This window comes from Pseudomonas sp. B1(2018), assembly GCF_003097365.1.
GTDB lineage: Bacteria > Pseudomonadota > Gammaproteobacteria > Pseudomonadales > Pseudomonadaceae > Aquipseudomonas > Aquipseudomonas laurylsulfatiphila.
The window spans coordinates 173,267-186,177 of sequence record NZ_PYUK01000003.1 but is presented as its reverse complement, the minus strand read 5'-3'; the positions used below and the strand labels follow the sequence as shown (position 1 = coordinate 186,177).

General features: G+C 61.3%; 11 protein-coding genes. 3 read left to right on the top strand and 8 right to left on the bottom strand.

From position 1 onward, the window contains the following. The first annotated feature begins 513 nt into the window (after positions 1–513). Positions 514–2,178, top strand: a complete 1,665-nt coding sequence (locus C9422_RS05995; protein WP_116579998.1) for an electron transfer flavoprotein-ubiquinone oxidoreductase — start codon at positions 514–516, stop codon at positions 2,176–2,178. A 177-nt stretch (positions 2,179–2,355) separates the two neighbouring features. Here the strand turns inward: C9422_RS05995 and C9422_RS05990 are convergent, their stop codons facing one another. From C9422_RS05990 to C9422_RS05965, 6 genes are all read right to left on the bottom strand, one after another. Beyond that, positions 2,356–3,159, bottom strand: a complete 804-nt coding sequence (locus C9422_RS05990; protein ID WP_116579997.1) for an IclR family transcriptional regulator — start codon at positions 3,157–3,159, stop codon at positions 2,356–2,358. Between the two features lie 60 nt (positions 3,160–3,219). Further along, a complete protein-coding gene (locus C9422_RS05985; protein WP_116579996.1) occupies positions 3,220–4,530 on the bottom strand; it encodes an MFS transporter in 1,311 nt (436 codons plus the stop codon). A 171-nt stretch (positions 4,531–4,701) separates the two neighbouring features. Further along, the gene (gene dgoD, locus C9422_RS05980; protein ID WP_116579995.1) at positions 4,702–5,850 is read right to left on the bottom strand and encodes a galactonate dehydratase; all 1,149 of its coding nucleotides are present in this window, start codon (positions 5,848–5,850) and stop codon (positions 4,702–4,704) included. Between the two features lie 45 nt (positions 5,851–5,895). Beyond that, positions 5,896–6,516 (bottom strand): 2-dehydro-3-deoxy-6-phosphogalactonate aldolase, encoded by a 621-nt coding sequence (locus C9422_RS05975; protein ID WP_116579994.1) that lies wholly within the window; start codon positions 6,514–6,516, stop codon positions 5,896–5,898. Positions 6,517–6,534: 18 nt separating this feature from the next. Then, positions 6,535–7,527, bottom strand: a complete 993-nt coding sequence (locus C9422_RS05970; protein WP_116579993.1) for a 2-dehydro-3-deoxygalactonokinase — start codon at positions 7,525–7,527, stop codon at positions 6,535–6,537. 196 nt (positions 7,528–7,723) lie between these two features. After that, positions 7,724–8,206: a GNAT family N-acetyltransferase gene (locus C9422_RS05965; RefSeq protein WP_085724875.1), complete on the bottom strand. Its 483-nt coding sequence runs from the start codon at positions 8,204–8,206 to the stop codon at positions 7,724–7,726. Positions 8,207–8,549: 343 nt separating this feature from the next. On the opposite strand from C9422_RS05965, the gene C9422_RS05960 reads away from it, so the two are divergent. Further along, positions 8,550–9,755, top strand: a complete 1,206-nt coding sequence (locus C9422_RS05960; RefSeq protein ID WP_116579992.1) for an MFS transporter — start codon at positions 8,550–8,552, stop codon at positions 9,753–9,755. 81 nt (positions 9,756–9,836) lie between these two features. Beyond that, positions 9,837–10,160, top strand: coding sequence for a hypothetical protein (locus tag C9422_RS05955; RefSeq protein ID WP_116579991.1), 324 nt, complete (start codon positions 9,837–9,839; stop codon positions 10,158–10,160). 200 nt (positions 10,161–10,360) lie between these two features. On the opposite strand, the gene araH is transcribed toward C9422_RS05955, so the two are convergent. Next, positions 10,361–11,329: an L-arabinose ABC transporter permease AraH gene (araH, locus tag C9422_RS05950; protein ID WP_116580129.1), complete on the bottom strand. Its 969-nt coding sequence runs from the start codon at positions 11,327–11,329 to the stop codon at positions 10,361–10,363. Positions 11,330–11,341: 12 nt separating this feature from the next. Continuing rightward, complete coding sequence (araG, locus tag C9422_RS05945) at positions 11,342–12,880, bottom strand: L-arabinose ABC transporter ATP-binding protein AraG (protein ID WP_116579990.1); 1,539 nt, start codon at positions 12,878–12,880, stop codon at positions 11,342–11,344. Between the last annotated feature and the right edge of the window lie 31 nt (positions 12,881–12,911).

Here is a 12,911-nt window from a genome sequence, read left to right as displayed (position 1 = left end):
CCTAGGCGAACCTGGCGGTTGATGCTCATCGGGCGCAAGGGCACCTCCAAAAACGCCGGCAAAGGTGTCAAGTGACCAGCGCTCATGATCTGCATGACCGTTCGTCAGTGGTGACTGACGAGTCATTCAACATCGCGGCGTGTAAACTGCGCATCAAACCCGCGCAGCGCATCACTCTCTACTGCCATAGCCCTGTCTTTAGAGGTGCTCTTGAAACCAACTGCCAGCCTACGGCGAGCGCAAAACCGCCCGTATCTTGACCGGAACGCCTATTCCGGTCAATACGCCAAAATGGCCGTTCATAAGCCGCGTGACTTTGATTTCTCTGGCTTTGAGCCAATTCAAACAAACGTTTGTATTGGACGCTGAGAGTGGTGTAGATATAATGCGCCACCCAAAGAGAAAGGTGGTCAATCGATTGTCCGCTTTCGGCGTTGCGCCGGAATTCATGGATGCGACACCCAACCTCCAAATTAGAAAAAAAACTGTTGAGCCTTGAGTAGGAGATAACCTGTGGAACGCGAATACATGGAATTCGACGTCGTCATCGTCGGTGCCGGCCCCGCTGGTCTTTCCGCCGCCTGCCGCTTGAAGCAGAAGGCCGCCGAAGCCGGTAAGGAAATCAGCGTCTGCGTGGTCGAAAAAGGCTCCGAAGTCGGTGCTCACATTCTGTCCGGTGCCGTGTTCGAACCACGCGCCCTGAACGAACTGTTCCCGGACTGGAAAGAACTCGGCGCGCCGCTGAACACCCCCGTCACCCGTGACGACATCTTCGTGCTGAAGAACGCTGAAAGCGCGCAGAAAGTTCCTGACTTCTTTGTGCCCAAGACCATGCACAACGAAGGCAACTACATCATCTCCCTGGGCAACCTGTGCCGCTGGCTGGCCCAGCAGGCCGAGAACCTGGGCGTGGAAATCTACCCAGGCTTCGCCGCTCAGGAAGCGCTGATCGACGAGAACGGCGTGGTGCGCGGGATCATCACCGGCGACCTGGGTGTCGACCGCGAAGGCCATCCGAAAGAAGGCCTGTACACCCCGGGCATGGAACTGCGTGGCAAATACACACTGTTCGCCGAAGGTTGCCGTGGCCACATCGGCAAGCAGCTGATCAAGCGCTTCAACCTCGACAGCGATGCCGACGCCCAGCACTACGGCATCGGCCTGAAGGAAATCTGGGAAGTCGACCCGGCCAAACACCAGCCAGGCCTGGTGGTGCACACCGCCGGTTGGCCGATGGACATCATGGGCACCGAGAACACCGGTGGCTCGTTCCTCTATCACCTGGAAAACAACCAGGTCGTCGTCGGCCTGATCGTCGACCTGTCCTACAGCAACACCTACCTCTCGCCGTTCGACGAGTTCCAGCGCCTCAAGCATCACCCGGTGCTCAAGCAGTACCTGGAAGGCGGCAAGCGCATCAGCTACGGCGCTCGCGCCATCTGCAAGGGTGGCCTGAACTCGCTGCCGAAGATGGTCTTCAAGGGCGGCGCGCTGATCGGTTGCGACCTCGGCACCCTGAACTTCGCCAAGATCAAGGGCAGCCACACCGCGATGAAGTCCGGCATGCTCGCCGCTGAATCCGTGGCTGACGCACTGTTCGCTGAAAAGGACGGCAGCGAAGAGCTGACCACCTACGTCGACGCGTTCAAGAAGAGCTGGCTCTACGACGAACTGTTCGCCAGCCGCAACTTCGGCCCGGCGATCCACAAGTTCGGCGCCATCGTCGGTGGCGGTTTCAACTGGCTCGACCAGAACATCTTCGGCGGCAAACTGCCGTTCACCCTGCACGACACCAAGCCGGATTACGCTTGCCTGAAACTGGCGGCCGACTGCAAGAAAATCGACTACCCGAAACCGGACGGCAAGATCAGCTTCGATAAACTGAGCTCGGTGTTCATCTCCGGTACCAACCACGAAGAAGAGCAGCCGTGCCACCTGAAGCTGGCCGATCCAAGCATCCCGCTGGCCAAGAACCTGCCGCTGTACGATGAACCGGCACAGCGTTACTGCCCGGCCGGCGTGTATGAAGTGATCACCAAGGAAGACGGCGAGAAGCGCTTCCAGATCAACGCCCAGAACTGCGTTCACTGCAAGACCTGCGACATCAAGGACCCTGCACAGAACATCACCTGGGTAACGCCGGAAGGCGCTGGCGGCCCGACTTACCCGAACATGTAAGCCGACCGCTGAACATCAAGGCTCCCGAAACGGGGGCCTTTTTGTTGCCAGCGATCCAGGGCATAACACCACTCCCTGTGGGAGCTGGCTTGCCAGCGATGACGGTTCATCATTCAACATTGCCGTCGACTGACCCACCGCTATCGCGGGCAAGCCCGCTCCCACAGTGTTCTGCGTTTAAACCTTGAGACCCAGCTCCGCCGAGAGCCGCGCCGTAACACCCTTGATCAACGGAATCAGCTCGGCCATTTTTTCCAGCGGCATGTACGGCACGGTACTGGCGATGCTGATGCCGGCAACAATGCGCTTGCTGGCATCGCGCACCGGCGCCGCCACGCAACGGATCGACGGCTCGTTATCTTCCAGATCGAAGGCATAACCGCCGGCCACGTACTCGACCATGCGCTGCTGAAACTGCTCCCAGGATTGCTCCGGGTGCTGCGGCCAGAACTGGTTTTTTCCACCCACCGGCAGGCTGACTTGGTACAGGCGCTGCCACTCTTGCGGCGAATCGTCGAGCATCAGCGCCTTGCCGATCCCGGTGCGCGCCAGCGGCATGCGATGGCCGACCCGCGAACGCATTTCCGGGCCATTGCGCCCCGGGTTCTTGTGCAGGTACAGCACTTCGTCGCCCTCACGGATCGCCAGGTGAATGGTGTCGCCGGTCAACGCCGACAACTCATCCAGATACGGACCCGCCAGGGTCACCAAGGGCAACTCTTCACGGGCCTGAAACCCCAACTCGATCAGTTTCGGCCCCAGCAGATATCCGATTTGCGGCACCACCCGCAGGTAACGCTCGTCCACCAGGCAACTGGCCAGGCGATGGGTGGTGCTGCGCGTGGTACCGATCAGCCGGGCGATTTCCTTGAGATCGCGGGCGCCGCTGGCCACGGCATGAACCACACCCAAACCGCGAAGCAGGGTCTGGGTGCCGGTCGGTGCGGCGTCCTTGGCGATTTTTGGGGCGTCTTCCTGCATATCCAGCCTTTACCGTTGAGCGAGTGAACGGGCGGCATTATGGTCGCCCGCGTGCCACGACTACAACTTGATACGCTCGACCTTGCCCACCAGCAAGATGTAGGACAGTGCACCGATCAACGCCAGCACCGAGATGTAGGTGATCGCCGGGGCAAAGGAATCACCCGTGGCGAGGAAACCGATCACGATCGGCGTGGCAATGGCCGCCAAGTTGCCGATGAAGTTGAACACCCCGCCGGTCAGCCCGAGCAAACGCGCCGGGGCGAGCGTCGACACCAGTGACCAGGTGATCGACGCCAGCCCGTTGCCGAAGAATGCCAGTGCGAGGAAGGCAATCACCAACGGCGTCGACTCAACGAAGTTGGCGCCGATGATCGAGGTGGAAATCAGCAAGCCGCTGATGATCGGCAACTTGCGGGCGAAACCTACCGTGTAACCGCGACGGATCAAAAAGTCCGAGAAGAAACCGGAACATAGCACACCGACGAACGCGGCGAGAAACGGCAGCGACGCCAGCAGGCCGGACTTGATGAAGTCCATGCCGCGGTATTTCACCAGGTAGGTCGGGAACCACGTCAAGAAAAACCACAGGGTCGAATTGAGGCAGAACTGCCCGAGGTAGATGCCCCAGAGCTTGCGCTTGGTGAGGACAATGCCAAGGTCAGTCCAGCTGAATTTGGCTTTGACCTTGGCCTGTTCGGCCTGGATATCCACCAGCCCGCCGCCCTCGCGGATCAAGTCGATCTCCGCCTGATTGGCGCCTTTGAAGTCCCGCGGCTCGCGATACACCGCGTACCAGATCACTGCCCACAGAATGCCTACCGCGCCGGTGGTGACGAACACCATGTGCCAGCCGAATTCGTGCTGCAGCCAGGCCAGCACCGGCGTCAGGAAGGCCAGGCCGACGAATTGCCCGGAGGTGTAGAAACCGATGGCCGTGGCACGCTCGCGTTCGGGGAACCAGGTGGTGACCACGCGGCTGTTGATCGGATAGGCCGGCGCTTCCAGGGCGCCGACCGCCATGCGCAACACGAACAGCGCTATGAAGCTGCCGGCGAAGCCGAGCATCACGGTGGCAATCGACCACAGCAAAAGCGCTGCCGTGTAAAGGATGCGTGGCGGGACCCGGTCTACCAGCCAGCCACCGGGGATCTGCATGGCGGCGTAGGTCCAGCCGAAGGCAGAGAAGATCAGACCGACATGAATCGGGTCGATGCCCAGGTCACTGGTCAATGCCGGGGCGGCAATCGACAGGTTGCTGCGGTCCAGGTAGTTGATCACCACGGTGATGAACAACAGCACCATGATGAAAAAACGCTTGCGGCTGGGCGTCACCAAGGACGCCTGCCCGGTGAGGGTTTGCGGTTGCATGGGGGGGTGCCTCTTCTTATGGTTATTGAGGTCGGCCTGTGGCCTTGCACCGAACCCTGTGGGAGCTGGCTTGCCAGCGATAGCGGTGGAACTGTCACATCAATGTTGAATGTGCTGCCGTCATCGCTGGCAAGCCAGCTCCCACAGGGTTATTGGTGAATCAGAACCGGATCACCACTCGGCAAAACTGCCATCGGCATGGCGCCAGATCGGGTTGCGCCAGCGGTGGCCGATGGCGGCGCGTTCGATCACGTACTCCTCGTTGATCTCGATGCCCAGGCCCGGGCCGTTCGGGATCTTCACGAAGCCCTGGTCGTAGTCGAACACCCGTGGGTCTTTCACGTAGTCGAGCAGGTCGTTGCTCTCGTTGTAGTGGATGCCCAGGCTCTGCTCCTGGATGAACGCGTTGTAGCAAGCCGCATCCAGTTGCAGGCAGGCCGCCAGGGCAATCGGACCCAGCGGGCAATGCAGCGCCAGCGCCACGTCGTAGGCTTCGGCCATGTTGGCGATCTTGCGGGTTTCGGTGATGCCACCGGCGTGAGACGCATCCGGCTGGATGATGTCGACGTAGCCTTCGCTGAGCACGCGCTTGAAGTCCCAGCGCGAGAACAGGCGCTCACCGAGGGCGATCGGAGTGCTGGTCAGTGGCGCCAGCTCTTTCAGCGCTTCGTAGTTTTCGCTGAGCACCGGCTCTTCGATGAACATCAGCTTGTACGGATCAAGCTCCTTCATCAGCACCTTGGCCATGGGCTTGTGCACCCGGCCATGGAAGTCCACGCCGATGCCGACGTTCGGGCCGACCGCATCGCGCACGGCAGCGACGTTGGCCAGGGCCTGGTCGACTTTGTCGAAGGTGTCGAGGAATTGCAGTTCTTCGGTGCCGTTCATTTTCACCGCGGTGAAACCGCGCTCGACCGCTTCCTTGGCTGCACGCGCCGTTTCCGCCGGGCGGTCGCCGCCGATCCACGAATACACACGAATCTTGTCCCGCACCTGACCACCCAGCAGGTCGCTGACCGACACCCCCAACGCCTTGCCCTTGATGTCCCACAACGCCTGGTCGATACCGGCCAGGGCGCTCATGTGGATCGCACCGCCACGGTAGAAGCCGCCGCGATAGAGCACGGTCCAGATGTCTTCGATGTTGCGCGGGTCCTTGCCGATCAGGTAGTCGGACAATTCCTCAACGGCAGCGGCGACGGTATGGGCGCGGCCTTCCACCACGGGCTCGCCCCAGCCGGTGACGCCCTCGTCGGTTTCGACCTTGAGGAAGCACCAGCGTGGCGGAACGATGAAGGTGGTCAGTTTGGTGATTTTCATCTGTTGTCTCTCTTATGGATGCAGCGCTCGCAGCGCCAAAAAGTCTTAGCGATGGGCTTTCCAGGCAGCGACATAGGCCTTGGCATTGGCCGCCACTTGCGCAGGCGTCATGCCCGGTTTGAACAGACCGGAGCCGAGGCCGAAACCTTTGACGCCCGCGTCGATAAACACCTGCATGTTGTCCGGGGTGATGCCACCGACCGGAGCCAGGATCGTCCCCGCCGGCAGTACCGCCAGCCAGGCCTTGACGACTGCCGGCCCCATTTGCTCGGCCGGGAACAGCTTGAGGATGTCCGCGCCTTCGGCCAGCGCCGCGAAGGCTTCGGTTGGCGTGGCGACACCGGGCGACAGAGACAACTCCGCCGCTTTCGCCGCACGCAGGACCTTCGGATCGCTATGGGGCATGACGATCACCTGGCCCCCCGCCGCTTTCACCTGCTCGACCTGTTCCGGCGTCAGCACCGTGCCGGCACCGATCAGGCAATCGGCAGGCAAGGTACTGCGCAGGATGCGGATGCTGTCGTACGGTTCAGGGGAATTGAGCGGCACTTCGATGACGCGAAATCCGGCGGCGTACAGGACTTCGCCGATAGCGGCAGCTTCCTGTGGACGCAAGCCGCGCAGGATCGCGATCAGGCCGTTTTGCGCCAGCGCTTGTTTGAGCATGTCAGACCTCCAGCAGGTTTAACGGGATGCGGTGGACGTGACCAGACCGGCGGCGAGCGCCAGTTGCCACAATCCGCGTTCGGTGGCCTGTTCGGCCAGGCTCACCCGGGCAAAACCGCAGGCGTCGAGCGCACGGCGGTAGCGGGCACAGAGTTGGGTATTGCCGATAAGGATGATCGACGGAAGATGGACGCTGTTGCGCCGACGCCGCTGGACATTGGCCAGGGCCGACAACTCGTGGCCGATCAGCAGGCCGGACAGATAGTCCGCCTGAGCGGTGGCGCTCAATTCGCCGGTCAGGCCCAGGCTGCGGGCACTGAACAGGGTGGACAGCGGACCGGTTTCACCGTCCGCCGACAACGCGACCTGCACGCCGCGATCAAACGCGTCGCCATCGAAAGACCCGCCGCGTTGCTGGGTGCGTCCGAGAATGCTGTGCTCGCTGAGCACGGCGAAGACTTCGCCGGTCATGAAGGTATCGAAATGCACGATACAGCCGTCGGCCACTTCGACCCATTTCGAATGACTGCCCGGCAGACCGATCAGCAGGTCCGCGCTCGCCTCGCCCGGCAGGTTCTGCAGCACACCGAGCACCTGGGTTTCTTCGCCGCGCATCACGTTCGGCAAACGTGAATGCTCGATGACGCCGGGCACGATGTGTACATCCACGCCACGCAGGCTGCGCACGGTTTGCAAGGAAGTGCCGAGCGTGGCGACGTTCGCCGGCGTGTCGCGGTACGCCGCTTCGCACCAGCCCTGGGCACTGCCGACCATGCCACAGGCAATCACCGGCAATTGCGGCTGGGCATCGAGCCAGTCACCGCATGCCTCATCGAAGGCCAGTTCAAAACCATCGGTGCATTCCCGGCCGCCGATGATTCGCGGCGCCTTGGGCAGTTGCATGATCCCCGACGCCAGCGAACGCTGTTCGAGCACCTGCCCGCCTTCAGCCAGTTTGTAAGCACGTAATGAGGTTGTCCCCCAGTCGAGCGCGATCAATTGCGCCTGCATCGCTTCACCTGTTTTGGTTTTTGGCAGTGAGTGAGCGGGACTATAAACCCGGATGCTGGGAAATCTCAATATATAAATATCAATCCCATATTGTGAGATGCAGACAAAAAAAGATCGCAGCCTCCGGCAGCTCCTACAAGGTGAACGTTCGTCCCGTTGTAGGAGCTGCCGAAGGCTGCGATCTTTTAAGGGCCGATCAATTACCCGCAGCAAAATCCCTCAAAACGGCCCCATCCATCCGATACCGAACCCACTCCTCCTGCGGCTGCGCACCCAGGGATTTGTAGAAGTCGATGGCCGGCGTATTCCACTCCAGCACGCTCCACTCGAAACGACCGCAGTCGTTGGCGCAGGCGATTTTCGCCAGATGACGCAGCAGGGTCTTGCCCGCGCCACCGCCGCGCTGCTCCGGAGTGATGTAGAGATCTTCGAGGTACAGGCAATTGCTACCCAACCAGGTGGAATAGCTGAAGAAGAACACCGCGAAACCGATGGCTGCACCGTCGCGCAGGCAGATCAGGCCATGGGCGGTGGCGCCTTCGCTGAACAGGCTGCGCTCGATATCGGCAACGCTGGCGATGACTTCATGGCGGGCACGCTCGTAGTCGGCCAGTTCAGTGATGAACGCGAGGATTTGCGGTGCATCACTGGGGGTCGCCGGGCGGATTTCGATCGTCATGGACGTGCCTTGTCTAAAGTTGAAAACGCCATACTAAGGCGACACGTGGCATGTGGCGAGGGGGCTTGCCTGTGGCGAGGGAGCTTGCTCCCGCCGGGTTGCGCAGCAACCCCAAAAGCAGGCAATGCGATCTATCTGGAAAAACAGAGCAGGTCGCGACAGGGCCTGCTTCGCAGGCCAGCGGGAGCAAGCTCCCTCGCCACAAAAGCTGGATCGCCACAACAGCACAGAGGCTTCACTCCGGTCGCCACTAACCCTGGCATCGATAACCTTGGACCTGACTTTCAGGCATAGCGTGGTTAGATAGCGGCGCTGCTCACTTATCCGGTCAAGGAACCGCGTCATGTCTACCGCAACACCCCCTGTCTCAAGCAAGTTGTTCGGCCTGTTTTGCCTTGCCAGTTACCTGTTGTCATTGTCCTATGGCTCGACCTTCCTGCTGTCGCTGTTGATCGGCTCGCGTGGCGGCAACGAACACGACGCCGGCAGTGTGATTTCGGCGGCGATGCTCAGCACCTTTGCGGCGGTGATCGTTTCCGGTCATTTGTCCGACCTGCTCGGTGCCGCCCGGTCGGTGGCGCTGTTCGGTGCGTTGCTGGTAGCGGCCAGCCTGGGCTTCGCCCTGACCCCGGGCTTCGGCCCTCTGCTGTTGTTTTTCGGCCTGCTGCTGGGCCTGGGTTGGGGCGTGTTCTACACCCTCGGGCCGATCATCGTGGCAAGCCTGGTGACACCCGCACAGCGCGCCAGATACTTCGCCCTCCTGTCGGGCAGCATGATGTCTGGGATCGGCAGTGGCCCGCTGCTCGGCCGCGCGGCGAGTGCCCTCGGGTATCCAGTGACCGCTGCGTTTTATCTGGCGGCGCTGGCCAGCCTGATCGGTGTGTTGCTGTTCTGGCGCCTGGATCGAAAATTGAAACAGGCACACACCCAATCGACCAGCGTGTCGCGCATTTCCTGGCGAGCAGCAGGTCAGGTGTTGTCGTCCCGGGCGGTGTTCCCGATCATCATGGTCGGTCTTGGCGGCTGCGTGTTTGGCGGGCTGTCGAGTTTTCAAACCAGTTATGCCGCAGCGCACTCGCTCGACTACTCGCTGTTCTTCCTCGGCTTCATGAGCGCGGCGATCAGTGGCCGGATGCTGATTGCCGGGTTCGTGGTCAAGCGCGATCCCTTGCGTGCCTCGTGCCTGCTTTCGGGGCTGATGCTGGCATCGATCGTCATGTTCGGTTTTGTCGTCGACAGCAGCTTCAGCTACGTGCTCGCGGCGGTGATGCTCGGGATCGGTTACGGCCTGACCTACTCGGTGATCAACGGCCTGGCCGCCAATGAAGCGCCGACTGGCACCACCGCGCAATCCCTGCTGCTGTTCAGCCTGTCGTACTTCATCGGAGTGTTCGGCTTCCCCTTGCTGGCCGGGAAAATCATCGTCGAGCAAGGCATGGCCACCCTGCTGCTCACCGTTTTGGCGGTTGCTGCGCTCAACTGGTTGATCACCGCAGCCCGATTGATCTGGCGAAGAGCTGCAGTGGCCAGGGCATTGACACAGCCCTGAGCCGTCCGTCGCTGACAACGCACCTATCCCGGTCGAGGACGGACTAATCAGGTAAGGACTCTACCCGTTGGAGACAACACCATGATCCTGTCCAGGTTGACCGCCCTCGTCCTCACCGCCCTGCTGTCTAGTGCTTCGTTCGCCGGGACCCTCGGCTCCAGCACCGGCCCGACCAATCCGGTGGAAAAGCCCAGGGCGCCGGCCATCCAGAGCGCTCCCGGCATGAACACCGACGGCACCACCATCGACCACAACCTGCCTCCGTCCACCGGCACCGACCCGCGCATCCAGGGCAATGACATGGGGCGTCAGGGCGGGGCGGATTTGCCGGACAAAAAAACGCCCGGCAGCGGTGGCCTCGGCTCCAGCACCACCGAGGACGAGGACAGCAACATCAGCCAATAGTGAAGCCAGGATAAATGTACTGAAGCTGATGGACCCTTCGCGAGCAAGCCCGCTCCCACGGGATCTATGCCACACCAGCACTCAATGTGTGAAGGTAGAACCCTGTGGGAGCGGGCTTGCCCGCGAAGGCGTCGTCATATCCAACATTTACATTTCAGACAGACCTTCGCGGGCAAGCCCGCACACAGAGGAAATGAGTGTCAGCGCTGCTTCAGTCGGTCAATAACCACCGCCAGCAGCAGAATCGAACCGCGAATCACATACTGATAAAACGTATCGATGTTCTTCAGGTTCATCGCATTCTCGATGATCGCCAGAATCAACACCCCGGCAATCACGTGCCGGATCATGCCGATACCGCCACTCAACGATACCCCGCCCAGTACACAGGCCGAGATCACCGTCAGCTCGAAACCCTGGCCGATCATCGGCTGGCCGGAGGTCATGCGCGACGCCAGGATCACCCCGGCCAACGCGCCAATCACGCCATGCACGGCAAAGATGACGATCTTGGTCCGGTCGACATTGACCCCGGCCAGCAACGCCGCCTCCTGATTGCCGCCGATGGCCATGGTGTTGCGCCCATAGGTCGTGTAGTTCAGCAGCCAGCCGAAGAACAGGAAGCAGACGATGGTGATCAGGATCGGTACCGGCACGCCGAACATCTGACCGTTACCGAACACGAAGAACGACTCCTGGGACACCCCCACCGCTTTGCCATTGGCGAAGATGTAGGCCAGGCCGCGCACTATCTGCATGGTCGCCAGCGTGGTGATCAGCGCGTTGACCCGCAGCTTGGCGATGACGATGCCGTTGATCAGCCCGACGATCAGGCCCATCACCAGCGCTGCACAGACACCGAGAAACACACTGTTGGTGTCGCGCATCACCACCGCCGCAACCACCCCGGCACAGGCGATCACCGAGCCCACCGACAAGTCGAAATGCCCGGACGCCAGGCAATACAGCATGGTGCACGCCGCAATGCCGGTGGTGGAAATCGCCAGGCCCAGGCCACGCATGTTCAGCGGCGACAGGAAGTTGTCGATCATCAGGGTACAGAGCACGAAGATTCCGACGGCCGCCAGCAGCATTACCCAGTCATCTAGAAAACGCCGCATATCCAGCGGTTTGCGTGTAGTCGGCAGGGTGTTGTTTTGGGTTGTCATCATAGTCACCTCTCAGTTCGCCACGCCGTCGGCGCGTTGGCGCGGCAAAGCCAGTTGCAGCAGGTTGGATTCGTTGGCCTGGTCGCGGCTCAGTTCGCCACGCAGCGCGCCTTCGCACAGCACCAGGATGCGGTCGGAAATGCCCATGACTTCCATCAAGTCGCTGGACACCACGATCACCGCGATCCCTTCGGCCGCCAGGTTATGGATGATCTGGTAGATCTCGGCCTTGGCGCCGATGTCGATGCCGCGGGTCGGTTCGTCGAGCAGCAGCACTTTCATCGGCATCGACAGCCAGCGGCCGAGAATGGCCTTCTGTTGATTGCCGCCGGATAGAAACTTGATCGGCTGCCCGGCGTGTGGTGTCTTCACCTTGAGCGCCTTGATCTGCTGGTCGGCGTTGCCTTTCTCCCACAAGCCACGCAACAGGCAGCCGAAGGTGGAATGGGCGCCGCGGGCGCTGATGTTGATGTTCTCCGCGACACTGGCCAGCGGCAGGATGCCTTCCTTCTTGCGGTCCTCGGGGCACAACAGGATCCCGGCGGCAATCGCGTCCCGGGGTGAACGCAGCTTCAGTTCATGGCCACGCAGTTTCAGCTGTCCGGCACTGTTGCGTGCCAGGCCGCTGAGCAGGCGCAACAGTTCGGTGCGACCGGCGCCCACCAGCCCGAACAACCCGAGGATCTCGCCTTTGTGCACCTCGAAACTCACCGGTTCGCGCAAGCCAGGCCCGAGCAGGCCGTCGACCTTGAGTGCCACCGCGCCGCGCTGGCGCGGGCGATAATCGTAGATGTCCTGGATGTCGCGTCCGACCATGCAGGTGACCAGTTGATCATGGGTCAACTCGCTCATGTCATCGAACGTACGCACGTATCGCCCGTCCTTGAACACCGTCACCGCGTTGCAGATGCGGAATACTTCTTCCATGCGGTGGGAGACATAGAGCACCACTTTGCCCTCGTCCCGCAGCCGGCCGATGATCGCCATCAGGCGGTCGATCTCCCGCGCCGAAAGACTGCTGGTGGGTTCGTCGAAAGCAATCACATGAGCACCACGGGACAGCGCCTTGGCGATTTCCACCAGTTGCCGCTGACCGAGAGACAGGCGCCCGACCTTCTCCTGCGGGTCGATCTCATCGGCCAGGCCTTTGAGACAGGCCAGCGCCTGCTGGCGCAGGGTGCCGCGATTGATCAGGCCAAAACTGGCCGGCAGATGCCCGAGAAACAGGTTCTCCGCCACGGTCATTTCCGGCACCAGATGCAGCTCCTGGTGGATCACCGCGACGCCACTGCCGATGCTGTCGGCGGTGGACTTGAAGTCCATCGTCCGCTCGCCGATCTGCAAGGCTCCGCTGCTGGGTATGTAGGCCCCGCCGAGGATTTTCAGCAGCGTCGATTTGCCGGCGCCGTTCTCGCCCATCAAGGCATGAACCTGCCCCGGATGGGCGACGAAGCTGATGTTGTCCAGCGCCTTCACTCCGGGAAAGGACTTGCCGATCCCGTTGAAGCGCAAGCTGCCGCTGTGTTGTTGTGTATGTGTTTGCGCGTGCATAACCCACCTCTTCAAACCGGACAGGCAACCT

What these genes read in the sequence shown, in the direction of transcription:
- C9422_RS05960 (WP_116579992.1), top strand. Translation starts at nt 8,550, where the DNA reads ATGTCTACCGCAACACCCCCTGTCTCAAGCAAGTTGTTCGGCCTGTTT.
- C9422_RS05965 (WP_085724875.1), bottom strand. Translation starts at nt 8,206, where the DNA reads ATGACGATCGAAATCCGCCCGGCGACCCCCAGTGATGCACCGCAAATC.
- C9422_RS05985 (WP_116579996.1), bottom strand. Translation starts at nt 4,530, where the DNA reads ATGCAACCGCAAACCCTCACCGGGCAGGCGTCCTTGGTGACGCCCAGC.
- C9422_RS05970 (WP_116579993.1), bottom strand. Translation starts at nt 7,527, where the DNA reads ATGCAGGCGCAATTGATCGCGCTCGACTGGGGGACAACCTCATTACGT.
- dgoD (WP_116579995.1), bottom strand. Translation starts at nt 5,850, where the DNA reads ATGAAAATCACCAAACTGACCACCTTCATCGTTCCGCCACGCTGGTGC.
- C9422_RS05975 (WP_116579994.1), bottom strand. Translation starts at nt 6,516, where the DNA reads ATGCTCAAACAAGCGCTGGCGCAAAACGGCCTGATCGCGATCCTGCGC.
- araG (WP_116579990.1), bottom strand. Translation starts at nt 12,880, where the DNA reads ATGCACGCGCAAACACATACACAACAACACAGCGGCAGCTTGCGCTTC.
- C9422_RS05955 (WP_116579991.1), top strand. Translation starts at nt 9,837, where the DNA reads ATGATCCTGTCCAGGTTGACCGCCCTCGTCCTCACCGCCCTGCTGTCT.
- araH (WP_116580129.1), bottom strand. Translation starts at nt 11,329, where the DNA reads ATGACAACCCAAAACAACACCCTGCCGACTACACGCAAACCGCTGGAT.
- C9422_RS05990 (WP_116579997.1), bottom strand. Translation starts at nt 3,159, where the DNA reads ATGCAGGAAGACGCCCCAAAAATCGCCAAGGACGCCGCACCGACCGGC.